At 60.1% G+C, this 22,635-nt stretch carries 22 protein-coding genes; 13 read left to right on the forward strand and 9 right to left on the reverse strand.

Annotated features, from left to right (window positions below; translation table 11 throughout):
- Positions 1-13: 13 nt before the first annotated feature.
- The 11 genes from K7H22_RS07745 to K7H22_RS07795 all read left to right on the forward strand — a co-directional run bounded on the left by K7H22_RS07745 (position 14) and on the right by K7H22_RS07795 (position 11,113).
- Positions 14-457, forward strand: coding sequence for a TerB family tellurite resistance protein (locus tag K7H22_RS07745; protein WP_230800159.1), 444 nt, complete (start codon positions 14-16; stop codon positions 455-457).
- Positions 454-1,218, forward strand: coding sequence for a phosphate/phosphite/phosphonate ABC transporter substrate-binding protein (locus K7H22_RS07750; RefSeq protein ID WP_230800160.1), 765 nt, complete (start codon positions 454-456; stop codon positions 1,216-1,218). Before K7H22_RS07745 ends, K7H22_RS07750 begins: the two co-directional genes overlap by 4 nt.
- Positions 1,219-1,371: 153 nt before the next feature.
- On the forward strand, positions 1,372-2,148 hold the full coding sequence (locus K7H22_RS07755) for an amino acid ABC transporter ATP-binding protein (RefSeq protein WP_330165846.1): 777 nt from the start codon (positions 1,372-1,374) through the stop codon (positions 2,146-2,148).
- A gap of 68 nt (positions 2,149-2,216) precedes the next feature.
- Positions 2,217-2,945, forward strand: coding sequence for a transporter substrate-binding domain-containing protein (locus K7H22_RS07760; protein WP_230800161.1), 729 nt, complete (start codon positions 2,217-2,219; stop codon positions 2,943-2,945).
- A gap of 99 nt (positions 2,946-3,044) precedes the next feature.
- Positions 3,045-3,929, forward strand: coding sequence for an ABC transporter permease (locus K7H22_RS07765; protein ID WP_230800162.1), 885 nt, complete (start codon positions 3,045-3,047; stop codon positions 3,927-3,929).
- Positions 3,926-4,732 carry an ABC transporter permease gene (locus tag K7H22_RS07770; protein WP_230800163.1) on the forward strand — a complete coding sequence of 269 codons (807 nt, stop codon included), beginning with the start codon at positions 3,926-3,928 and terminating at the stop codon, positions 4,730-4,732. Before K7H22_RS07765 ends, K7H22_RS07770 begins: the two co-directional genes overlap by 4 nt.
- Before the next feature lie 188 nt (positions 4,733-4,920).
- Positions 4,921-6,255: a glutamine synthetase family protein gene (locus K7H22_RS07775; protein WP_230800164.1), complete on the forward strand. Its 1,335-nt coding sequence runs from the start codon at positions 4,921-4,923 to the stop codon at positions 6,253-6,255.
- 79 nt (positions 6,256-6,334) lie between these two features.
- On the forward strand, positions 6,335-7,018 hold the full coding sequence (locus K7H22_RS07780; RefSeq protein ID WP_230800165.1) for a type 1 glutamine amidotransferase: 684 nt from the start codon (positions 6,335-6,337) through the stop codon (positions 7,016-7,018).
- Positions 7,015-8,373: a glutamine synthetase family protein gene (locus K7H22_RS07785; protein ID WP_230800166.1), complete on the forward strand. Its 1,359-nt coding sequence runs from the start codon at positions 7,015-7,017 to the stop codon at positions 8,371-8,373. Before K7H22_RS07780 ends, K7H22_RS07785 begins: the two co-directional genes overlap by 4 nt.
- A 100-nt stretch (positions 8,374-8,473) precedes the next feature.
- Positions 8,474-9,778: an NAD(P)/FAD-dependent oxidoreductase gene (locus K7H22_RS07790; RefSeq protein ID WP_230800167.1), complete on the forward strand. Its 1,305-nt coding sequence runs from the start codon at positions 8,474-8,476 to the stop codon at positions 9,776-9,778.
- Between the two features lie 102 nt (positions 9,779-9,880).
- Positions 9,881-11,113: a DegT/DnrJ/EryC1/StrS family aminotransferase gene (locus K7H22_RS07795; RefSeq protein WP_230800168.1), complete on the forward strand. Its 1,233-nt coding sequence runs from the start codon at positions 9,881-9,883 to the stop codon at positions 11,111-11,113.
- Between the two features lie 5 nt (positions 11,114-11,118).
- Here the strand turns inward: K7H22_RS07795 and K7H22_RS07800 are convergent, their stop codons facing one another.
- The 4 genes from K7H22_RS07800 to K7H22_RS07815 all read right to left on the reverse strand — a co-directional run bounded on the left by K7H22_RS07800 (position 11,119) and on the right by K7H22_RS07815 (position 15,162).
- Positions 11,119-12,084 (reverse strand): LysR family transcriptional regulator, encoded by a 966-nt coding sequence (locus tag K7H22_RS07800; RefSeq protein ID WP_230800169.1) that lies wholly within the window; start codon positions 12,082-12,084, stop codon positions 11,119-11,121.
- A 7-nt stretch (positions 12,085-12,091) separates the two neighbouring features.
- Positions 12,092-12,664, reverse strand: coding sequence for a polyhydroxyalkanoate synthesis repressor PhaR (gene phaR / locus K7H22_RS07805; RefSeq protein WP_230800170.1), 573 nt, complete (start codon positions 12,662-12,664; stop codon positions 12,092-12,094).
- A 135-nt stretch (positions 12,665-12,799) separates the two neighbouring features.
- A complete protein-coding gene (locus K7H22_RS07810) occupies positions 12,800-13,243 on the reverse strand; it encodes a phasin, PhaP (protein WP_230800171.1) in 444 nt (147 codons plus the stop codon).
- Between the two features lie 140 nt (positions 13,244-13,383).
- On the reverse strand, positions 13,384-15,162 hold the full coding sequence (locus K7H22_RS07815; protein WP_230800172.1) for a PHA/PHB synthase family protein: 1,779 nt from the start codon (positions 15,160-15,162) through the stop codon (positions 13,384-13,386).
- Positions 15,163-15,271: 109 nt separating this feature from the next.
- On the opposite strand from K7H22_RS07815, the gene phaZ reads away from it, so the two are divergent.
- Positions 15,272-16,552, forward strand: coding sequence for a polyhydroxyalkanoate depolymerase (phaZ, locus tag K7H22_RS07820; protein WP_230800173.1), 1,281 nt, complete (start codon positions 15,272-15,274; stop codon positions 16,550-16,552).
- 51 nt (positions 16,553-16,603) lie between these two features.
- Here phaZ and K7H22_RS07825 read toward each other — a convergent pair whose 3' ends face one another.
- From K7H22_RS07825 to K7H22_RS07845, 5 genes are read right to left on the reverse strand one after another with little or no spacing between them, the layout of a single operon-like run.
- Positions 16,604-16,846: a hypothetical protein gene (locus tag K7H22_RS07825; RefSeq protein WP_230800174.1), complete on the reverse strand. Its 243-nt coding sequence runs from the start codon at positions 16,844-16,846 to the stop codon at positions 16,604-16,606.
- A 4-nt stretch (positions 16,847-16,850) separates the two neighbouring features.
- Complete coding sequence (locus K7H22_RS07830) at positions 16,851-18,326, reverse strand: citrate lyase subunit alpha (RefSeq protein WP_230800175.1); 1,476 nt, start codon at positions 18,324-18,326, stop codon at positions 16,851-16,853.
- Between the two features lie 38 nt (positions 18,327-18,364).
- Positions 18,365-19,075 carry an alpha/beta fold hydrolase gene (locus tag K7H22_RS07835; protein ID WP_230800176.1) on the reverse strand — a complete coding sequence of 237 codons (711 nt, stop codon included), beginning with the start codon at positions 19,073-19,075 and terminating at the stop codon, positions 18,365-18,367.
- A gap of 60 nt (positions 19,076-19,135) precedes the next feature.
- On the reverse strand, positions 19,136-19,585 hold the full coding sequence (locus K7H22_RS07840; RefSeq protein WP_230800177.1) for a VOC family protein: 450 nt from the start codon (positions 19,583-19,585) through the stop codon (positions 19,136-19,138).
- 35 nt (positions 19,586-19,620) lie between these two features.
- On the reverse strand, positions 19,621-20,376 hold the full coding sequence (locus tag K7H22_RS07845) for an alpha/beta fold hydrolase (protein ID WP_230800178.1): 756 nt from the start codon (positions 20,374-20,376) through the stop codon (positions 19,621-19,623).
- 176 nt (positions 20,377-20,552) lie between these two features.
- Here K7H22_RS07845 and thrS point away from each other — a divergent pair, with 176 nt between their 5' ends.
- Positions 20,553-22,499 (forward strand): threonine--tRNA ligase, encoded by a 1,947-nt coding sequence (gene thrS / locus K7H22_RS07850; protein ID WP_230800179.1) that lies wholly within the window; start codon positions 20,553-20,555, stop codon positions 22,497-22,499.
- Positions 22,500-22,635 lie beyond the last annotated feature (136 nt).

Consider the following 22,635-nt stretch of genomic DNA (forward strand, 5'->3'; position numbering starts at 1 on the left):
AAGACCCCACCCGATGTTTGCCGACCTGCTGAAACGCCTGACCCAACCTGCAACAGACCGCCCCCTGCCCGATACCGATGCGCGGCTAGCGCTGGCAGCGCTTCTGGTCAGGATCGCCCGTGCCGACGAGGATTACGCCGCAGAAGAGGTGCACAGGATCGACCGAATCCTGATGTCACGCTACGCGCTGTCCCCGCACGAGGTGATTGCCCTTCGCAAAGAGGCCGAAGTGCTGGAAGGCGAAGCCCCCGATACGGTGCGCTTCACCCGCGCGATCAAGGATGCCGTCCCCTATGAGGAACGTCTGGCGGTGATCGAGGCGCTGTGGCAGGTCGCACTTGCCGATGGTGCGCGCGACGGGGCCGAGGATGCGCTGGTGCGGATGGTCTCCAGTATGCTGGGGGTCACGGATCAGGACAGCGCCATGGCGCGCCAACGGATGCAGTCACGCGGATGATCGCCAGCCTGCCGATGTATGACTGGCCCGAGGTTCAAGCACATCAGGACAGGTATTGGCAGGCGATCCGGCATTTCCTCGGCTTTGGTCCTTTGGAGCTCACGCGCGGTTTTACCGATTACGCCGCGCATTGGCTTGATCCCGACCTGCTGCTGTCGCAGACCTGCGGGATGCCATACAGGGCATATCTTCATGGCAAGGTAACCCTGATCGGGACACCCGATTTCGGATTGCCGGACAACCCGCCGGCCCATTATCACAGCGTTCTTGTGGTGAACACACTGGCGGATGGCGCCCATCTGTCCGATTTCATGGACGGGATATTCGCTTATAATGATGGCGGCTCGCAATCGGGATGGGCGGCGGCCCAGATGCATCTGTCACAGCAGGGGCTGCAGGCCACGCGGTTTATGGAAACAGGCGGGCACCGCGCATCAATCAAGGCGGTCGCCGCAGGTCATGCAGATTTGGCCGCGATAGATGCGGTCACGTGGGAACTTGCCCTGCGCTATGAGCCCGCTGCAACATCCTTGCGCGTGATAGACACAACCATTCCGACACCGGGCCTGCCTTATATCTGCGCGCCGGGTCACGACCCCGCATCGTTGCGCGCGGCCATCAGCGCCGCAATCGACAGCCTTGACGCCTCTGTGCGCGCGGCATTGCTTTTGCGCGGATTGCAGAAGATCCCCGCGCCCGCCTATCTGGCCCTGCCCGTTCCACATCCCCCGCAAGCTGATAGCGCCGCTTTGATCCAATGACGCGCAAAGACTGTGCAATATGGGCCTGACCAAGGGTCACTTCGGTCGTTTCGGCCCCCGACATTCCGTATTGGAAGTTGCATTAAGCCAGTTTTTCCGTCCTATTGTGACGCTAACGTAAAGCCGCAGCAGCCCTGAATGATGGACAACCCCGTGACCGACGCGCCGCCAGTCATCGAGATCCGCAACCTGCACAAAGCCTATGGTGCGCTGGAAGTGCTCAAAGGCGTGGATATCTCTGCCAGACGCGGCGATGTGGTCTCGTTGATCGGCTCTTCGGGCTCTGGCAAGTCAACGCTCTTGCGCTGCGCCAATCTGCTGGAAGACAGCCAGCAGGGCGAAATCCTTTTCAAAGGGGAACCGGTGCGCTGGCGTGGCACCGGGTTGAACCGCCATCCGGCGGATGCAAAGCAGGTGCTGCGGATCAGGACCAATCTCAGCATGGTGTTCCAGCAGTTCAACTTGTGGGCCCATATGACGATCCTGCAAAACGTGATGGAAGCGCCGGTCACCGTCCTCAAACGTGACCGCTCCGAGGTGGAACGGGCCGCGCGCCGCTATCTGGACAAGGTCGGCATCGGCGAGAAATGCGACGTCTATCCCGCGCAGTTGTCCGGCGGGCAGCAACAGCGCGCCGCAATCGCCCGCGCCCTGTGCATGGAACCCGAGGCGCTGCTTTTCGATGAACCGACATCGGCGCTGGACCCCGAACTGGAGCAGGAAGTCGTCAAGGTTATCAAGGATCTGGCCGCCGAAGGGCGCACCATGATGATCGTGACCCATGACATGCGACTGGCGGCCGACGTGTCCGATCACGTGGTCTTTCTGCATCAGGGCCGGATCGAAGAACAGGGCGCGCCTGCAACCGTCCTCAGCGCGCCCAAAACCGAGCGTCTGCAACAATTTCTTTCTGCCTCCGTTCCGGCCTGACAACTGCGACGGGGCTGATACAACCGGGACCCGAACCCGGATCAAATCCAACCAAGGGAAAACGACTGATGAAAAAAATGATCCTGACGACAACCGCACTGGCGCTGACCGCCGGCATGGCACTGGCGCAAAGCCAGACCATCCGCATGGGCACCGAGGGCGCCTACCCTCCGTACAACTTCCTCAACGACAAGGGCGAGGTCGATGGTTTCGAGCGCGAGTTGGGTGACGAGCTTTGCACTCGCGCCGAGTTGACCTGCGAATGGGTCACTACCGATTGGGACGGGATCATCCCCAACCTCGTGTCGGGCAACTACGACACGATCATCGCGGGCATGAGCATCACCGCCGAGCGTGACGAAGTCATCGACTTCACACAGAACTATATTCCGCCCGCAGCGTCTGCCTATGTCGCGCTGTCCGCAGATGTCGATGTTGCCTCCGGTGTTATCTCGGCTCAGGCCTCGACCATTCAGGCGGGATATGTCGCGGAAAGCGGTGCCACCCTGCTGGAATTCGCAACCCCCGAGGAAACCGTGGCCTCGGTCCGTAACGGCGAGGCGGATGCCGTCTTTGCCGACAAGGATTACCTTGTGCCGATCGTCGAGGAATCCGGCGGCGCGCTGACCTTCGTGGCCGAGGACGTCCAACTGGGCGGCGGCGTCGGCATGGGTCTGCGCGAAAGCGACACCGAACTGCGCGACAAATTTGACGCGGCGATCCAGTCGATGAAGGATGACGGCACGCTCAATACGCTGATCGTCAAATGGTTCGGCGAGGACGTGGACACGTTCTGATCCTTTAGCCACCCAACGGGATGCCGCCTTTGATGCGCGGCGTCCCCTGTTTCATCTTGCGACAAATACGCATTCCGAACCTCTGCGTCAGGGCCAGTCATGTTCAGTTTCTGCACAGATCCAGCCACGCTGTCCGATTTTGCATGGATGGCCTGCTATCTGACGACCGGCAAGCATATGAGTTTCTACTACGCTTTCGGCACTGTGCTGGTTCTGCTAGCGATCACCGCCCCCACCGCGCTGGCCTTCGGCTTTGCTGGCGCATCCGCCGCACGCTCGCGTTTCCTGCCGCTCAGCCTGTTTGGAAAGGGCTATATTGCCATTGTGCGGGGCGTGCCCGATATTGCGTTCTTCCTGTTTTTCGTGATCGCACTGGATCAGGGGCTGGAATACCTCAAACACCAATGGGTCTGTCCCGACTGGGATCAACCGGTCCGGCAAGGCAATGACTTCATCGTCTGTCAGGCCGCCAAGGTGCCCTTGGGCAATTCGGCGCAATGGGTGCATAAGACCTACAGTTTCTTCGTGGCGGTCTTCACCTTTGCTATCGTGTTCGGGGCCTTTGCCGCCAACGTGCTTTTCGGCGCGATGCGCGCGGTTCCCCGCGCACAGCTTGAAACGGCCGAGGCTTACGGAATGACGCAGCGCCAGACATTCTGGCGTATCGTTGTGCCGCAAATGTGGGTCTATGCCCTGCCTGGTCTGTCGAACCTTTGGATGGTCCTGATTAAATCCACCCCGCTGCTGTTTCTGCTGGGTGTCGAGGATATCGTCTACTGGGCGCGCGAGCTTGGCGGTTCCAAGACACCACGCTTTACCGATTACCCGCATGGTGACTGGCGGATGTGGTACTTCCTTGTCCTGTTGGTCTTTTATCTGGCCTTCACACGGGTCTCTGAGGTGGTGCTTGACCGCGTGATGGCGCGGCTGACATTAGGGCAGGCCACAACCGGCGGCGAAGCACAGCGCAGGGCAGAGGCATGAGTTGCGCGCAAACCATCATGGATTATGGCTTGCGGAGCATCGGCATCGGCGAGCGTCTGTTGCCGCGCAGCGATTTTACCTTGTGCCAGCAATTCACGCTGATCGGGTCCGGACTGGTCTGGAATATCTATTTCGGGGTCATTGCTCTGGCGGCAGGGTTTTTTCTGGCCACGGCACTGGCCTTGGGCAAGGGCGCGCGTAGCCGCTGGCTTCGCAAACCCTCTGAATGGTTCATCTTCATTTTCCGTGGATCGCCTTTGTTCATCCAGTTCTTCTTTGCCTACTTCCTGTTTCTCAGCCTGAAATCGGTGCATCCGTTCTTTGATCCGTTCAGTTCGGCTTGGGCGGGGGCGCTGGTGGTTCTTTTCTTCAACACAGCCGCCTATTCCGCCGAGATTTTCTATGGCGCGCTGAAATCCATCCCCCGCGGCGATGTCGAGGCAGCGGATGCCTATGGCATGTCCGGCTGGCCGCGCTTTCGCCGCGTGATCTGGCCCACGATGCTGCGGCTTGCTTGGCCGGGTTACACGAACGAGGCGATATTCCTGTTCCACGCGACCACGCTGGTATTCTTTTCCGGCTTTCCAGCGCAGCAACAAAAGGGCGATGCCCTTTATTATGCACGCTATTTCGCGGATCAGACCTTCAACCCTTTCGTGCCCTATCCGATCCTTGCGGCCTATTTTATCCTGCTGACGCTCGTGATTATCGGCCTGTTCGGGCTGGTTAACCGCCGTCTCAACCGCCATCTGCCCGCCGAACAAAGACGCAAAATTCGCTTGCGCCCCAATCTTATCAGGTAGTATCAAGTTTTTGATCATATTTTACGGGTGTGATCCGAAGTGCTTGGATTAGTGTTTTGGACTGCTACAACCCGCGTGATGAAATTTGATCATAAACAAAGGACCAAGGGCATGGACCTTCACTCCCGACACTGGTGCCCGCTGCGCCGGTGCGGGACAAGCCAGCCCTCAACCCGTCAGGTGAGACGATGAAGAACTGGCTGAGAAAGCACCCCGAAGTGCGTACGATCCGCGTGGCTGCGGCCGACCTGAACGCGCAGGCGCGCGGCAAACGGGTGCCCACGCGCTTTGCCGACAAGGTGGTTGACGATGGCACACGCTTTCCGCTTTCCGTGCTGAACCTCGATATCTGGGGCGAGGATATCGACGACAGCCCGTTGGTCTTTGAAACAGGCGATGCGGATGGTGTTCTGAAGCCCACGGAACGCGGCTTCATGCCGATGCCGTGGCTGGAAGCCCCCACTGCCCTCTTGCCGATCTGGATGTTCCGCGAGGATGGCCGCCCCTATGAGGGCGATCCCCGCCACGCTCTGCGCGCGGTCGTGGACCGCTACAGGGCCGCTGGCCTGACACCTGTTGTGGCGGTCGAGCTTGAGTTTTTCCTGATCGACGACTCGGGGCGCAAATTGCAAGTGCCCGTCAGCCCGCGTTCGGGTAAACGGCGCAAGGCGGCAGAAACCCTGTCGATCCGTGCGCTGGATGCGTTCGATACTTTCTTCACCGACCTCTATGAGGCTTGCGAGGAAATGGACATCCCCGCCGACACCGCGATTTCCGAGGCGGGTCTGGGCCAGTTCGAAGTCAACCTGATGCATTGCGACGATGCCCTGCGCGCAGCGGATGACGCATGGCTCTTCAAGATGCTGGTCAAAGGTCTGGCACGTCGGCACGGTTTTGCCGCCTCCTTCATGGCGAAACCCTATGAAGATTACGCTGGCTCCGGCCTTCACACACATTTCTCTGTTCTCGACAGTGATGGGCGCAATATTTTTGATGATGACGGCCCTTTGGGAACAGAAAAGTTGCGTCACGCCGTGGCGGGATGCCTGAACGCGATGGTCGGATCAACGCTTGTCTTTGCACCGCACTGGAACAGCTATGATCGGATGGTGCCCGGCGCGCATGCGCCCACCGGCATCTGCTGGGGCTACGAGAACCGGACAGCCGCAGTGCGGATTCCGTCGGGCAGTTCCAAGGCGCGGCGGATCGAACATCGTGTCGCGGGCGGGGATGTGAACCCCTATCTGATGCTGGCGGCCATTCTGGGCGCAGCCCTGAACGGGATCGAGGACAAGGTCGAACCGCCTGCTCCAATCACCGGCAACGCCTATGCGCTGGATCTGCCACAAGTGCCCACGACATGGACAGACGCGATTCACGCCTTCGAAACCTGCCCCGAGATCGCGCGCACCTTTGCGCCCGAACTGATCCGCAACTTTGTGCTGACCAAGCGGCAGGAACTCCACTACATGGGCGAGTTGACCCCAGAAGAGCGCGTCGAAATCTATCTCGATACGGTCTGACCCTTCTTTATGCCATTGGCCCCCTTGCTGTGGCGGGGGGGCTTGGCTACCATCACGGCCATTCCAACACTGGTGATCCATGAAAATCGGCATCCTGCAAACCGGCCACGCCCCTGACGAGGTCAAGGGCGATCTCGGCGACTATTCCGATATGTTCACACGCCTGCTGGGCGGGCATGGTTTTGATTTTATCACGTACAACGTGGTTGACGGCGAGTTTCCTGACGACCCGCAGGCGGCGGATGGCTGGCTGATCACCGGATCGAAACATGGCGCCTATGAGGATCACCCGTGGATCCCGCCGCTGGAGGATCTGATCCGCGCCATTCGCGATGCCGGCAAACCGCTGATCGGTGTCTGTTTCGGGCATCAGATTATCGCGCAGGCCCTTGGCGGCAAGGTCGAGAAATTCGCAGGCGGCTGGGCCGTGGGCGCCACAGAATACGCGTTCGAAGATGGTATGCTGACCCTGAATGCATGGCATCAGGATCAGGTGACTCAACTGCCCGAAGGTGCCAAGGTGCTGGCATCAAACGCGTTTTGCGCCAATGCGGCCCTGGCGATCGGCGATACGATCCTGACCATCCAGCCGCATCCGGAATTCGGCGCGGCCCTGCTGGACGGGTTGATCACCCATCGCGCGCCGGGGGTGGTTCCCGCAGATCAGATCGCTGCGGCCCGCGAGAAACTTGGCACATCGCTTGACTCAGACCGCTTTGCACAGCGCATGGCGGCCTTCTTCAAAAGGACCGCAACACAATGAGCGACTGGACCGAAAAACTGCCCGAAGCAGCGCGTCTGTTTCTGGAAAACCGTCGTCTGGACGAGGTGGAATGCATCATCTCGGACCTGCCCGGCATCGCGCGCGGCAAGGCTGTGCCTGCCAGCAAATTCGCGCGGCAGGACTATTTCCACCTGCCGGATTCGATCTTCTACCAGACCATCACCGGCGACTGGGGCGAGGCAGCGGGCGCCGAGGGCTTTATCGAGCGCGACATGATCCTGCGCCCTGACATGAGCACGGCGACAGCAGCGCCATGGACAGGCGACTGGACCTTGCAGGTGATCCACGACGCCTATGACCGCAAGGGCAACCCGATCCCTTATGCGCCGCGCAATGTGCTGAAACGCGTGGTCGAGCTTTATCACAAACAGGGGTGGGAGCCTGTGGTGGCCCCCGAGATGGAATTCTATCTGGTCGCCCGCAATCTGGACCCTGCCAAGAAGATCGAGCCGATGATGGGCCGCTCGGGTCGCCCTGCCGCTGCGCGTCAAGCCTACTCGATGACTGCGGTGGACGAATTCGGCCCCGTGATCGACGATATCTACGATTTCGCCGAGGCGCAGGGCTTCGAGATCGACGGCATCACGCAAGAAGGCGGCGCGGGCCAGTTGGAGATAAACCTGCTGCATGGCGATCCGATCAAGCTGGCGGACGAGGTGTTCTATTTCAAACGCCTGATCCGCGAGGCGGCGCTGCGTCACGACTGTTTCGCCACGTTCATGGCCAAACCCATCGCCGACGAGCCCGGGAGTGCCATGCATATCCACCATTCGGTGCTGGATATGGAAACAGGGCAGAACCTGTTCTCAGGCCCGCAGGGTGGCGAGACAGATGCGTTTTTCCACTTTATCGGCGGCATGCAGAAGCACCTGCCCTCGGCCATTGCGGTGCTTGCGCCCTATGTCAACAGCTACCGCCGCTATGTGAAAGACCATGCCGCCCCGATCAATCTGGAATGGGGCCGCGACAACCGCACCACTGGCATCCGCGTGCCGCTCTCCGGCCCCGCATCACGCCGCGTGGAAAACCGTCTGGCGGGCATGGATTGCAACCCCTATCTGGGGATCGCGGCCAGCCTTGCTTGCGGCTATCTGGGCATGATGCAGGAAATCTGGCCCGAAAAGCAGTTCAAGGGCGACGCTTATGAGGGCGAGGGTGATATCCCCCGCGTCATGGGCGAGGCACTGGACCTTTTCGAAGACGCCAAGGATTTGCACGAGACCCTCGGCCCCGATTTCGCGCGCGTCTATTCCATCGTCAAACGCACCGAATACGAGGAATTCTTGCAAGTAATCAGCCCGTGGGAGCGTGAGCATCTGCTGTTGAACGTGTGATCTGCGGGGTTTGGGGGCGCTGCCCCCGGCCTGCGGCCTCCCCCGGGATATTTGAGGCAAGAAGAAACCGACAGGCGTTCGGTCCCAACGGAGGTACGCCATGAACCTGCTATTTTCCAATGACCGCCAGGGGCAGTATCCGCCAAGCTGGTACGCGACGACCGCCCATGAGGCCCCCGCTCATCCAGAGCTGAAGGGATCGGTGCGGGCTGATGTCTGCGTTGTGGGCGCAGGCTATACTGGCCTGTCTGCCGCCCTGCATCTGGCGGAACGCGGTTTTGATGTGGTGCTCCTTGAGGCGCATCGTGTGGGCTTTGGGGCCTCGGGGCGCAATGGCGGGCAATTGGGATCGGGCCAACGGCAGGATCAGGCCAGTCTCGAGGCGATGCTGGGCAAGGACGAGGCGCGCAAGCTGTGGGATCTGGGAGAAGAGGCCAAGGAACTGGTCAAGGGGCTGGTGTCAAAACACGGCATCGACTGCGATCTGAAGCCGGGTGTGGCATGGACAGGGTTTTCCACGCGCGAGACTGACGACTTGCGCGGCTATGCCGAGTTGTTGCAGCGCGATTACGGCTATGATCAAGTGACCGCGCTGGATGCCGATGCCTGCCGCGCGCTATGCCCCTCGCCTGCCTATAAGGGCGGGATGCTGGATATGGGGGCCGCACATCTGCATCCGCTGAACCTGGCGCTGGGACTGGCGCGGGCGGCAGCGGCTGCCGGGGTGCGGGTTTACGAGAATTCCCATGTGCATCACATTAAGGAGGGTGGCAAAGTCACCATCCAGACCGGACAGGGGCGCGTTGAGGCGGATCATTTGGTACTGGCCTGCAACGGCTATCTGGGCGGACTGAACCGCAAGGTCGCAGCGCGGGTGATGCCGATCAACAATTTCATCGTCGCAACAGAACCTCTGGGCGAGGATGCCGCGCGCGTTCTGACGCAGGACGTGGCAGTGGCGGATAGCAAGTTCGTGGTCAACTATTTCCGGCTGAGCGCCGACAAACGGTTGCTGTTCGGGGGCGGTGAAAGCTACGGCTACCGGTTCCCGCGCGATATCGGGGCTGTTGTGCGCAAACCTATGACCGAGATCTTTCCGCATCTGGCGGATGTGAAACTTGACTACGCATGGGGCGGCACGCTGGCGATCACCATGAAACGCCTGCCCTATCTGGCGCGGGTTGCGCCCAATATCCTGTCTGCTTCGGGCTATTCCGGTCACGGTGTCGGCACCGCGACCCATGCAGGCTATCTGATGGCGCGGGCGATTGCAGGCCAGGCCGAAGGGTTCGACACGATGGCGCGGCTTCCGACCCCGCCCTTTCCCGGCGGTGCAGCGCTGCGCAACCCGCTTCTGGTCCTTGCCATGACATGGTTCAGCCTGCGTGACCGCTTGGGGATTTGAGGCAAAGACGCGCCAAAGCAGGTCCTGCGCGCATTTGGCACTTGAGTGAGCGCCACAATCGTTTAGAAATCCTGAAAAGAGAATTCAGGAAAGCCGAAACGCATGTCGCTCGATACACCTGCCATCCTTCCCCCGAACACCTATGATGCCGAACCCATCCCGCCCGCTGCACGGGCTGAGATTGACCGTTTGCTGCAATCGGGTGATCTTTTCCGCTATACCGCGCCGGACGCCGCCCCTGTAGCGCTACTGGAGCAGGAATTCGCAAAGCTGATGGGCACGCGCTATGCGCTTGCGGTGTCGTCCTGTTCGGCGGCCCTTTTCCTGTCGCTCAAGGCGCTGGACCTGCCACGCGGGGCCCGCGTGTTGATCCCGGCCTTTACCTTTGCCGCCGTGCCATCGTCGATCGTGCATGCCGATTGCGTGCCTGTCCTGTGCGAAGTAGCCGAGAATTACCGCATCGACATGGCCGATTTCGCCGCCAAGCTGGAAGATGTGCAGGCGGTGATGATCAGCCACATGCGCGGTCACACCTCGGATATGGATGCGATCATGGCACTTTGCGATGCGCGCGGCATTCCCGTGATCGAGGATGCGGCCCATTCGCTGGGCACCACATGGCATGGCAAGATCATCGGCAGCATCGGCAAGATCGGCTGTTTCTCTTTCCAGAGCTATAAGCTGCTGAACGCGGGCGAAGGCGGTATCCTGATCAGCGATGATGCCGATCTGGTGGCGCGCGCCGTGATCATGTCAGGCGCATACGAGCATAACTGGAAAAAGCATGGCGGCCAGAGCGTCGGAGCGCAGGCCGATCTTGAGGCGGCCTTTGCCCGCTGGCAGAACAAGCTGCCGCTCTATAACCTGCGCCTGAACAACCTGAGCGCGGCCATTATCCGCCCGCAGCTGGCCGAAATGGCGCGCCGCGTTGCCGACGGGCGGCGCAACCACGACTATGTCGCGGCCAAGCTGAATGACTCACCCTGGATCGAGGTGCCTGAAAAGCTGGCCCCAGAAGAACGCGCGCCGGACTCCATCCAGTTCAATCTAGTCGGCATGAGCGATGAAGATATCCGCGCCTTCGGTCAGGCGGCTGCGGCGCGTGGGATCAAGGTGCAGATCTTCGGTATGAGCGCCGACAATGCGCGCGCCTTCTGGAATTGGCAGTTTCTGGGAGAAATCCCCGATCTACCACAGACACGCGCCATGCTGATGAAAGCCTGCGACACCCGCCTGCCCGCGCGGTTGCAATTGCCGGAACTGGACCTGATCGCGGACGCGTTGGTTGCTGCGGCACAGGATGTGATGGGCAATCTGCGCGCCTACGGCACCTGACCGCGTCAGAGAATACGCAGATGGTCGGCCATGAAGGGATGCGCCTGAATGGCCGGCGCAACGATGATATCGCGCAAGAGTGGCTTCAACTGCCGCGCCACTTGCGCGGGCATGTCCTGCAACACCCCCTTGCGCGCTGTCAGCGAGATCGTACGTGACAGGGGCGCGAAGGGCAGGTCGAACACATCCAGCCGGTCCGCAAAGCGCCTTGCCCGCATCAGAGCCAAAGGCGTCAGGATCGTCCAGCCCGCTCCTTCCGCGACAAGTGCGAGGATTGCGTGATAGCTGTCCAGTTCGAACCGGTGCGCCAGCGTCAGGTTCTGCCGCGCCAAGTGGGCCGCGATCATGCGGCCCATGTAATGGCGCGTGGTATATTGCACCAAGGGCAAGGATTTGAGTTGCCGTAGCACATCGCGTTCGGATTTCAGCACACCCTTGGCCGCCGCCACCACAAAGCCTTCGGACAAAAGCGGGTGCAGTTCCATCCAGTCCGCTTCGGCCCCCATATCGGCGGCCACAATCACATCCAGCGCGCGGGCGTCCAACTGGTCATGCAGATGATGGCTGGCACCGGTTTCCAAAAGGAACTGGCACCCTTTCAGGCCTGCCGACAGATCGGTCAGAAGGCGCGGCGTCACATCGGCCTCGAAATCCTCGATCATCCCAAGTCGGAATCGGGTGAGCGCCGACAGATCGGCCATCGCCAGTTCTGCCCGTGCCAGTGACGCCTCGTTCAGGATGATCCCTGCGCGGCGTCGGAACAACTCGCCCGCAGGGGTCAAGGTGACGGGGCGGGCATTGCGCTGCAACAGAGTGGCCCCGATCGCCCCTTCCAGATTGGTCAATTGCTGGCTGACTGCCGAGGCGCTGGCCCCCAGGCGCCGCGCCGCCGCCGAAATACTTCCTTCTTCGGCGGTGGCCACGAAGACTTCGATCCCCCACAGGGTTATCCGGCCGGGGCTGTCGACCATGAAGGAGCTACTTTCCCATCTTAGAAAGTTTCGTCTGCAACTCGTGCAGCTGGCGCTTGATCTCGTCAAGGCCTTCATCCGAGGCTGGTTTGGCCTCGTTCTCGTCGCGCGCGGGGCCGGATGCCCCAGCGGGCCAACCGCCTTTCAGACCGCTGGTCATCGCTTTCATAAAGGCTTCCTGCTGGGCCTGCATCGCCTCGAAACCCGGCATCTTGGCAATGGGGCTGACCTTGGCCATGTTTTCCATCATCTTGGACTGACCATCGCGCAGCATGTCGAAGGACATCGCCAGAAACTGAGGCACGACCGATCCCGCTTGCGTGGTATAGCTACGAACCAGATCTGTGAGAACATTCACAGGCAACATGGTTTCCCCACGGCTTTCATGTTCGGCGATAATCTGGAGAAGGTATTGGCGTGTCAGGTCATCGCCCGACTTCAGATCCACGATCTGCACCTCCCGGCCTTCACGGATGAAACCGGCGATATCCTCAAGTGTGACATAATCGCTGGTTTCGGTGTTGTACAAACGGCGACTGGCATAACGCTTGATTAGAAGCGGTTTCTTGGTTTCGGCCACGGGCGATCCCCCCATTGATCCAGATTAGATCACAAGCTTATGCGAGCGCAGCACAAAAAGAAAGGGCGGGCACAATGGCCCGCCCGCGCGTCTTGCATCCCAGGGAGGAGGAGAGAGATGCGAGAGACAGCGTTCTTATTTCGCGGCTGCTTTTTTCGCCACGGTTGTCGCGTCCTTGGCAGCCTTCTGCACTGCGGCAGTCGCTTCCTCGGTCATGTCTTTTCCAGCGGCCATCATCAATTCGACTGTTTCCATCTGCATTTTCTTGGCTACTTCGGCAAAGGCGGCCATGTGCTCTGCAGCGGCTTCGGCTTGCGCCGATGCGAAGTCGGTCATGGCTTTTGCATAGTCAGCAGGCTCTGCTTTGACTTTGGTCATGTCCGACAGTTTGGCCAGAGTGTCTTTGGTCCATTTGGTCGAGATTTCGGTCGACTTTTCAGCCGCGCCCAGCGCGAGGCTGGACAGCTTTTCGTTCAGCGTCGCCTGGGTTTTGAATGCGTCTTCCATCGCCTTGGTGTCGACGGGGAATGCGCCCATCATGTCTTTCATCATGGCGGTCATGTCAGGTGTCTTTGTCATTGGTGTATTCCTTGTCTGCTACCCGGGTCCGCCCCGGCTTCAAGCTGACACCAATATGCATGCTGCATTGCGGCATTTCAAGAGTTTTATGCCGCAATGCAGCATTTTTTTATTGTCTCTCAAAATCAAACACTTGTCGATCAAAGAACATAAATTCCTGGGGCCGGACACAGGACAGGATGTCCCGAATCGCCCGGTTCCCTGGCGTCAACCATCTTGCCGGAACGCTTCGCCAGCCATTCGCCCCAACGCGGCCACCAGCTTCCCTCGTGGAAGGTGGCCCCCGCTTTCCAGTCCTCGGACGCAAGGCTCATATCCTCGTTCATATAGTGACCATATTTCTTCTTCGTGGGCGGGTTGATGATTCCTGCAATATGCCCCGACTGGGATAGAATGAACGTCCGGTCTTTCGACCCCATCCCCTGCGCGCCGCGATAGCTGTCTTTCCATGCGGCAATGTGATCGGTCTCGCAGGCGATCAGGCAGACAGGCAAATCCACATCCGCCAGATGCAGCCTGTCATTCATCAGATCAATCCCGCCCTCGGCAAAACGGTTCTCTTGGCAGAGCCAGCGCAGATATTCCACAACCATCCGCGCGGGAAGGTTGGTGCCATCCCCGTTCCAGTAGAGCAGGTCGAACGCCGGAGGCGCCTCTCCCATCATGTAGCTTTTGATCGCGGGTCCGTAGATCAAATCATTCGAGCGCAGGAACGAGAATGTCCGCGCCATGATGAAGGATCGCAATACGCCGTTCTCGGCCACTTCTGCCTCGATCCCGTCAATGAAATCATCTTGCAAAAAGGGTGTGAACTCGCCCTGCTCCGAGAAATCCGTTAGCGCGGTGAAGAAGGTCGCGGATTTGACGGATTTATCGCCGCGATGCTTGAGCAACGACAGAACCATCGACAGGGTGGTGCCCGCGATACAATAGCCGACCGTGTTGACCTGCTTCTGGCCCGTGATCGCCTTGACCTCGCGGAAGGCAGTCAGATAGCCATCGGTGATGTAGTCCTCCAGCCCGACATCACGATAGGTCTCGTCGGGATTGACCCAACTGACAATGAACAGGGTAAAGCCCTGATCGGTGACCCATTTGATCAGGCTGTTTTCCGGCTTGAGGTCCATGATGTAATATTTATTGATCCATGGCGGAAAAATGATCAGCGGGATCGCGTGGACCTTGTCGGTCGTCGGCGCGAACTGGATCAGTTCCATCATCCGGTTGCGGTAAACTACCTGCCCCGGAGTAGTCGCGATATTCTCGCCCAGCTTGAAGGCGCTTTCATCGGCCAGACGCACCAGCATCTCGCCATCGTTGGCCTCGATATCGGCGACCAGATTCTCCAGCCCCTTGATCAGCGATTCGCCGTCGGTCGCCACGGCGCGCTCCAGCGCATCGGGGTTGGTGGACAGGAAATTGGTCGGGGCGAGCATGTCGATGATCTGGCGCGAGAAATATTCGAGCCGTTTCTTCTCACGCGGCGACATGTCGTCGATTTCGGACACGGCTTTTTCGATGGCCTGCGCGTTCATCATGTATTGTTGCTTGATGAAGTTGAAATAGGGATGCGACTTCCAAAGCGGGTTGGCAAAGCGGCGGTCGTCAGGCGTGTGATCCTCGGGCGCTTCCAGTTTACCGCTGGCAAGGGCTTGTTGTGCCTCGATGAAATGCTTGACCGACTGACCCCAATATTCCAGCTGGGTCTCGAACATATGCGCCGGATTCTGCATCATTCGGGTCCAGTATGTGCTGGCTGCCTTGGCAAACATCTCCTGATCTGGGGCGTTCAAGGTCGGATTTGCCGCCTTTCTGTGTGACATCGCAGTAACAAGGCGTTGCGACAATTCCTCGACTTTTGCCAGATTCGCGTTCAGACGCTCTAAATTTTCGCCCGAACCAGCCTCTTTAGTTGTCATATTAACAAATCCCTCGTATCGTCGCTGCTACGCAGCATTGTTGCCGCCCTGTCGGGGAGGCCAGCGGCACAGTGAATTTACCTGCGTGCGTAACACTTAGGAGACGCCTATGCGGTACATGGCCACTTACGACCTTATTGAAACGATGCGTAATACGAACCAATGGTTGGGTGCCTCCGCCCTAGCAATGGCATCCTATCCGGTTTTCAGCATGTTGCCAAACCCTGCTTTGCCCTGGATGGCGGCATGGGGTGCCGTCACCGAACGCACATTCAAGCGCATGGCGGTCAAGCCTGACTGGGGCATTCGCACCCATACCTGCGAAGACGGAAAGGACCATCTTGTCCATGTGGATACCGTGGTCACGAAACCTTTCGGCGACCTAATCCACTTCCGCATCGCAGGCCGCACGCCCAGCCCGCGCAAGGTGCTTCTCGTCGCGCCGATGTCAGGCCATTACGCGACGCTGCTGCGTTCGACCGTGAAAAGTCTTCTGGTTGATTGCGAGGTCTATATCACCGACTGGCACAATGCGCGCGACATTCCCGTCAGCGCCGGCAAGTTCGATATCGAAGATTACACCCTCTATTTGGTGGATTTCATGCGCCACTTGGGGCCGGACACCCATGTGATCGCGGTCTGCCAGCCCGCGCCTTTGACATTGGCCGCGACCGCCTATCTTGCCGAAGAAGACCCAAGCGCGCAACCGCGCAGCCTGACCCTGATCGGCGGACCGATCGACCCTGACGCAACCCCGACCGATGTTACGGATTTTGGTCGCCGCGTCACAATGGGACAGCTTGAAGAGACAATGATCCAGCGCGTCGGCTTCAAATATCCGGGCGTCGGGCGTATGGTTTACCCAGGTCTGCTACAGCTCAGTTCATTCATGTCGATGAATGGCGAGCGCCATTCCAAGGCGTTCCTTGACCAGATCAACCGCGTCGCGCGGGGCGAGGCCTCGGATCACGATGCCCATAACCGTTTCTATGATGAATATCTTGCCGTGATGGACATGACGGCAGAATTCTACCTCAGCACGGTTGAGCGGATTTTCAAGAACGGCGAAATTGCGAAAAACCAGTTCACCGTGAAAGGCCGCCGTGTCGATATCGGCAAGATCACCGATGTGGCCGTGAAAACCGTGGAAGGTGCAAAGGACGATATCTCGGCACCGGGTCAGTGTATCGCGGCACTGGCACTTTGCACCGGCCTGCCGGACAGCAAGAAAGCCAGCCATGTCGAACCCGATGCAGGGCATTACGGTATTTTCGCGGGCAAAAGCTGGCGCAACAATATCCGCCCGTTGGTGCTGGACTTCATCGACGCCAATAGTTCCGCCCCGATGTCCAAGGGCAAACCGGCCAACAAGAACGCAGCCGCGAAATAAGCGTTTGTGTTTTGAAAAATACGTGAAGGTCGGGCCAGTTGCCCGGCCTTTTTATTTGCGCGGACTGCCCCGCACCCATCGTATGACCGGCTTGATATCCAGCGCCGCGACCCCCAAGCCAAGCGGGATCATCCAGAAACCAAGCACCGGCATAAAGCCGAGAATGCCGCCGACAATCAGCAACAACCCGACGATCCATCTGGTTCCCGGCGGCAGAAACCGGCGCATTCTGACCAGAAAGCGCCGGTTCATCCCTTTGATTCCCTGCGTGTAGCTGGAAGGCTTGCGGTTCATCTTTTCAACCTGGCTGCTGGCGCACCAGATCAATGACCCGCCCGTCGCGATACTCGCAGACCGCCACTACGGGGGCATCCGGCGCATGCAGTGGCTTGTCAGGCCTGGGCGGACAAAGCGCACGCATCGCTTCCAGCGTCATCACGGGCAGCCCGGCATGGCGCGCGCGCGACTCGAGATCGGGGCGCTTGGGGTTGATCGCGATACCCGCAGGTGTCACCACCGCGTCGATATGCGCACCCGGCGTTGTGCGGCAGGTCAGATGCTTGACCAGCCGTGGCCAGCCACGAGTCTCAAGCGGGGTAACGACGATAGCCAGTTTCGCGCCCGCCGCCGCATCGGCATGTCCGCCCGATCCCCCCATAATACCTCCGTCGCTGCCCGTGGTCACGTTGACATCGAACGCCGCGCCCACTTCGGTTGCGCCAAGGATCATGACATCCAGCTTGTTCACGATAGCGTCGCTGCGCGCCGGATTGGCATAGAGGCTCGCGCTCATCCCGTTGTGCAGCGCGTCATGGGCATAGCTGTGCACCGCATCCAGATCGAAGCTTTGCACATTCCACAGACGTCTGGCCAGACCCGCGCGGTGCAGCGCCACGATAGGTGCCGTGATTCCGCCACTGACAAACCCTGCGACAACACCCGAACCGGCCATCAGATGCCCCAGACGTGCCGCTACCGCCAAGGACGTGCCGCCCGCGCCTGTCTGAAAGCTCATGCCGTCTTGCATCAGACCGGATGCTGCGATCAGGTCAGCGGCCATGGCCGCAATGTGCAACCCAGCAGGATCGGTTGTGATCCGCGTTGTGCCCGAGGCGATATTGGCCGCTTCACCGATCCGCTCGACTACGACGACATGGTCCACCTGTGCGGCCGGAATGTCTGGCGCGCAGGGCAACTTGTCCACCAGACAATCGGTGACGGCGATGACGCATCGCGCCCTCGCCGCATCGACCTGCCCGTAACCCAGCGGCCCGAAGGCCGAAGGCCCATGCGCACCGGTCAGATTACCGGAGCGGTCGGCCATGGCCGCCGCGACGAAAGCCACATCGACGCGCAGGCGACCGGTCTCGATATCGCGGGCGCGGCCGCCATGAGTTTGCAGGACGGCCGGTCGTGACAACGCCCCCTGCCCGACAGCCTGTGCAACGGGTCCCGCCATATAGGCCGTATGCAACCCGCTGACCGTGCCGTGCGCGATATGCCCGACCAGCGGCGCGTGGACAGCAAAGACCGAGCTTGGCGCAAGGGTCAGATCCCCGATCCCTGCACCCGCCAGGGCCTGCATCACCGCATTCAGTACCCCGTCACCGTTTCGCAAATGATGGTGGAACGAGATCGTCATGCCGTCGCGCACCCCCGCGGCAGCCAGTGCAGCGGCCAGATCCGGGAGGCGCTTGTCAGCCGTTCCGGCATCCGCGCGCAGGGGCAGCACAGGCAGCACCGGACATTCCAGGGTCACATCAAAAGGCGTCAACGGACCGTAACCTGCCACCAGACTCGGCAGATGCCTGTTCATTGCAGCACGAAAGGTTGTTTCAACCAAGCCCGCAACACGGCGGTCACAGCTTCGGGCGCTTCAAGCGTTGGCAGATGACCGGCATCCTCGATTACTTCAAGGCGCGCATAGGGGATCAACTCTGCCATGAAAGCATGGCGCTTCAGGGGTGTCAGCGCGTCATGGGCACCGCACATCACAAGTGCGGGCACCTTGCAGCGGCGCAAAGTCGGTTGCTGGTCGCGGCGGCGCTGCAACGCGCGGACCTGCCGCACCAGTATTTCGGGGCCCAAATCTTGCGCCATCTCGAAAACCTTGTTCAGCACAGAGATCCGCCCCGGACCCGGAGCCAGAAAATCGGGGCGCATGAAGCCGCGCATCACCTCGTCCAGACGACCGGCGCGGGCCCCGATGATCATAGGCTCGTACGCTGCAGCGGTCTGCGGCGTTTCCGCCAACGGATTTGTATCCATCAGGGCGATGCGCGTGATCCGTTCAGGCGCACGGCGCAGCAGTTCCATTGCCACGATCCCGCCCATGGACAGGCCCGCCAGCGCGAATTTCGCAGGTAACAGCGGCAACAGGGCTGATGCGATCTCCTCGACCCTTTCGCCTTGAGTGATCGGGGCGACCATAACCGCATGATCACGTGACAGATCGTTTATTTGCGGCGCAAAAAGCCGCGCGTCGCACATCATGCCGGGCAACAGAACAAGGGGGTCGATCATGCGTATCCAAACCTAACTTGCATCAACGTTGCCGTAAAGGTGACAGAACAGGCCACGGCGTCAACCGGATTGGGGCGGGGTCTCGGAGTAGCCGGCCCAGCGGAAGGCGCCATCGGATGACAAAGGCGAGAAGGGGTTGAACGCCACCTCCCAGATATGGCCATCAGGATCAGCAAAATAGCCGATATGCCCACCCCAGAAGACGTCATGCGCAGGCTTCAGAATCCGCGCGCCTGCCGCTTTCGCGCGCTGGATAATCTGTGCCACTTCCGCGCGGTCGCGGGTGTTGCAGCCAAGCGTCATGCCGCCGGTGCCAAGCTCGACCTCGCTCAGCCCCATGTCACGGGCCAGATCGGCGCGCGGGTAAAGTGCCAGCGACTGGCCCAAGAGATCGAAGACGATGATTCCCGCCTCGCTATCAACGCGGGTCCAGCCCAGCGCCTCGTAAAAGGCCGCGGCGCGGGCTTGATCGGCAACCGCAAGGGTCACAAGGCTTATGCGTTGATCCATTGATTTGTCCCTTCAGGCGTCTTTATAGGTTACGCTCAAACCTCCGGTTGGCTTGAGGTGCCAACCTCGGTGACTGCGGCGGTGATCAGATCGAGGCATGCAGGATCGGAAAAGCGGTGATCGGCCCCTTTGACCAGCGTCAGGCGGATATCCCCGCCCGTTGCATGCGCCAACAACCGCAGGGCGACCGCCTGATCCACATCGGCATCCGCCGTGCCTTGCAGCATCCTGACAGGGAAAGGCAGCAACAGCGGTGCGCGCAGAACCAGATGGTTGCGCCCGTCTTCGATCATGCGGCGCGTGATCACCAACGGATCGCCATATTCCGAAGGAAGGGCCACCTGCCCCACGTCTTGCAGGGCTGCCCGCTGATCCACATCAAATCCCGCCCACATGCTGTCTTCGGTGAAATCGGGGGCGGCGGCGATCGTGACAAGCCCCGCGACCTTTCTGGGTAGGGACCGCGCCAGCAGAAGCGAGATCCAGCCCCCCATGGACGAACCGACCAATATCTGGGGGCCTTCGGTCAAACCCTGCACAGCCGCGACCGCATCCGCAGCCCAGTCGCCGATTGCGCCCTCTTCGAACAGCCCAGATGACTGGCCATGCCCCGAATAGTCGAAGCGTAGAAAGGCGCGACCTTGGGCTTTGGCCCAGTGTTCCAGATGGATGGCTTTCGTGCCCTCCATATCCGACCGGAAGCCGCCCAGAAACACGATGCCCGGGCCTGCTCCTGCGCTAAGGTGGTAGGCAATGCGCCGCCCCTGATCGGTATCCAGATAATCCGGCATTTGTCGGTCCTTCGTCCTGTAATCCGTGCGTCCCCCGGAACTTGCCGCAGACTGGCGGCAAACAAAAGGCCAGATCGCCTGACTTGACTTGGCCTGCACCGCCCGTCACATAGGCCGCGCACAATATAACCCGCAACCGGGCGTTCCGTGGGCGCCAAACCGACGAGGAGGCCGATATGGCACAGATCTCTCTCACATTCCCCGATGGCAATGCACGCAGCTATGACGCAGGCGTCACCGCTGCCGATGTTGCCGCCGATATCTCGAAATCGCTGGCGAAAAAGGCGATCAGCGCCACTGTGGACGGCGCGCATTGGGATCTGCAATGGCCGATCATCGCTGACGCGAAGATCGCCATCAACACGATGGCCGACCGCGCGCCCGCGCTCGAGCTGGTCCGCCACGATCTGGCCCACGTCATGGCCCGTGCAGTGCAGGAAATCTGGCCCGATGTGAAAGTCACCATCGGCCCCGTGATCGACAATGGCTGGTATTACGACTTCGACCGCAAAGAGCCGTTCACGCCCGAAGACCTTGTCGTGATTGAGAAGAAAATGCGCGAGATCATCAACAAGCGTGACGCCGTGCGCACCGAAGTCTGGGACCGCCCCCGCGCCATCGCGCATTACGAGGCATCAGGCGAGCCCTACAAGGTCGAACTGATCGAGGCGATCCCCGGCGACGAGCCTTTGCGCATGTATTGGCACGGCGAATGGCAGGATCTGTGCCGTGGTCCGCATCTGCAAAACACCGGCCAACTGCCCGCAGACGCGTTCAAACTGATGTCGGTCGCAGGTGCCTACTGGCGCGGTGACAGCAGCCGCGCGATGCTGCAGCGCATCTATGGTGCGGCCTTTTTGAACCGCGACGACCTCAAGGCGCATCTGACCATGCTTGAGGAGGCCGCAAAACGCGACCACCGCAAGCTGGGCCGCGAGATGGAACTGTTCCATATGCAGGAGGAGGCTCCGGGACAGATTTTCTGGCACCCCAACGGCTGGAACATCTACACCACGCTGCAAGACTATATGCGCCGCCAGCAGCGCAAGGGCGGCTATGTCGAAGTGAACACGCCCCAAGTCGTCAGCCGCAAGCTGTGGGAGGCCTCGGGCCATTGGGAGAATTATCAGGAAAACATGTTCATCGTCGAGGTTGACGAGGATCATGCGCGCGAGAAAACCGTCAACGCGCTGAAACCGATGAACTGCCCCTGCCATGTGCAGGTGTTCAATCACGGTCTGAAATCCTATCGCGACCTGCCTTTGCGGATGGCTGAATTCGGATCGTGCAACCGCTACGAGCCATCCGGTGCGCTGCACGGCATCATGCGTGTGCGCGGCTTTACGCAGGATGACGCGCATATCTTCTGCACAGACGCGCAGATCGAGCCGGAAACCAAGAAATTCATCGACTTTCTGGCGCGCATTTATGCCGATCTGGGATTCGAGAACTGGACCATCAAACTGTCCACTCGCCCCGAAAAGCGCGTCGGCTCGGACGAGAGTTGGGACCGAGTTGAAAAAGCGCTTGGCGATGCGTGCCGTGCCGCAGGATACGACTATGAGATTCAGGAAGGCGAAGGCGCGTTCTATGGCCCCAAGCTGGAATTCGTGCTGACCGATGCGATTGGCCGCGATTGGCAATGCGGCACCCTGCAGGTTGATCCCAACCTTCCTGAGCGGCTGGATGCCTCCTATATCGGGCAGGATGGCGCGAAACACCGCCCCGTCATGCTGCACCGCGCTGTGCTGGGCAGTTTCGAGCGGTTCATCGGTATTCTGATCGAAAGCCACGCGGGCAAGCTGCCCTTCTGGTTGGCCCCGCGTCAGGTGGTTGTCGCCTCGATCGTATCGGATGCGGATGACTATTGTCGCAAGGTTGTCGAGGCCCTCAAAGCCCGTGGAATCAGGGCCGAGGCCGATCTCAGGAATGAAAAGATCAACTACAAGATCCGTGAACATTCGGTCGGTAAAGTGCCTGTCATTCTGGCCTGCGGGATGAAGGAAATCGAGGATCACACAGTGTCCGCGCGCAGACTTGGCGAGAATTCGACATCCGTTACACCGCTTGACGCAATTGTGGACAGCCTCGCAAAAGAAGCGGCACCGCCAGACCTGTTGTAACACTTCGCCCGAAAAAAGCGCATTCCCCGACAGGGAGACGCGCCTGATTCCGCCGATTTGGAAGGCCTGAACGTAAAATTTGGCGGGCTTTCGTCACGCGGCCGTGACACACTTTGTCGTGACTGGTGCGTGACGA

It is taken from the genome of Seohaeicola saemankumensis, from assembly GCF_021021435.1.
GTDB lineage: Bacteria > Pseudomonadota > Alphaproteobacteria > Rhodobacterales > Rhodobacteraceae > Seohaeicola.

Bases quoted from the DNA above. Each gene is read 5' to 3' on its own strand.
- K7H22_RS07780 (WP_230800165.1), top strand. From the start codon at position 6,335: ATGAAAATCGGCATCCTGCAAACCGGCCACGCCCCTGACGAGGTCAAG.
- K7H22_RS07770 (WP_230800163.1), top strand. From the start codon at position 3,926: ATGAGTTGCGCGCAAACCATCATGGATTATGGCTTGCGGAGCATCGGC.
- K7H22_RS07790 (WP_230800167.1), top strand. From the start codon at position 8,474: ATGAACCTGCTATTTTCCAATGACCGCCAGGGGCAGTATCCGCCAAGC.
- K7H22_RS07835 (WP_230800176.1), bottom strand. From the start codon at position 19,075: ATGATCGACCCCCTTGTTCTGTTGCCCGGCATGATGTGCGACGCGCGG.
- thrS (WP_230800179.1), top strand. From the start codon at position 20,553: ATGGCACAGATCTCTCTCACATTCCCCGATGGCAATGCACGCAGCTAT.
- K7H22_RS07825 (WP_230800174.1), bottom strand. From the start codon at position 16,846: ATGAACCGCAAGCCTTCCAGCTACACGCAGGGAATCAAAGGGATGAAC.
- K7H22_RS07785 (WP_230800166.1), top strand. From the start codon at position 7,015: ATGAGCGACTGGACCGAAAAACTGCCCGAAGCAGCGCGTCTGTTTCTG.
- K7H22_RS07750 (WP_230800160.1), top strand. From the start codon at position 454: ATGATCGCCAGCCTGCCGATGTATGACTGGCCCGAGGTTCAAGCACAT.
- K7H22_RS07795 (WP_230800168.1), top strand. From the start codon at position 9,881: ATGTCGCTCGATACACCTGCCATCCTTCCCCCGAACACCTATGATGCC.
- phaZ (WP_230800173.1), top strand. From the start codon at position 15,272: ATGCGGTACATGGCCACTTACGACCTTATTGAAACGATGCGTAATACG.
- K7H22_RS07760 (WP_230800161.1), top strand. From the start codon at position 2,217: ATGAAAAAAATGATCCTGACGACAACCGCACTGGCGCTGACCGCCGGC.
- K7H22_RS07845 (WP_230800178.1), bottom strand. From the start codon at position 20,376: ATGCCGGATTATCTGGATACCGATCAGGGGCGGCGCATTGCCTACCAC.
- K7H22_RS07775 (WP_230800164.1), top strand. From the start codon at position 4,921: ATGAAGAACTGGCTGAGAAAGCACCCCGAAGTGCGTACGATCCGCGTG.
- K7H22_RS07765 (WP_230800162.1), top strand. From the start codon at position 3,045: ATGTTCAGTTTCTGCACAGATCCAGCCACGCTGTCCGATTTTGCATGG.
- K7H22_RS07810 (WP_230800171.1), bottom strand. From the start codon at position 13,243: ATGACAAAGACACCTGACATGACCGCCATGATGAAAGACATGATGGGC.
- K7H22_RS07745 (WP_230800159.1), top strand. From the start codon at position 14: ATGTTTGCCGACCTGCTGAAACGCCTGACCCAACCTGCAACAGACCGC.
- K7H22_RS07840 (WP_230800177.1), bottom strand. From the start codon at position 19,585: ATGGATCAACGCATAAGCCTTGTGACCCTTGCGGTTGCCGATCAAGCC.
- K7H22_RS07815 (WP_230800172.1), bottom strand. From the start codon at position 15,162: ATGACAACTAAAGAGGCTGGTTCGGGCGAAAATTTAGAGCGTCTGAAC.
- K7H22_RS07800 (WP_230800169.1), bottom strand. From the start codon at position 12,084: ATGGTCGACAGCCCCGGCCGGATAACCCTGTGGGGGATCGAAGTCTTC.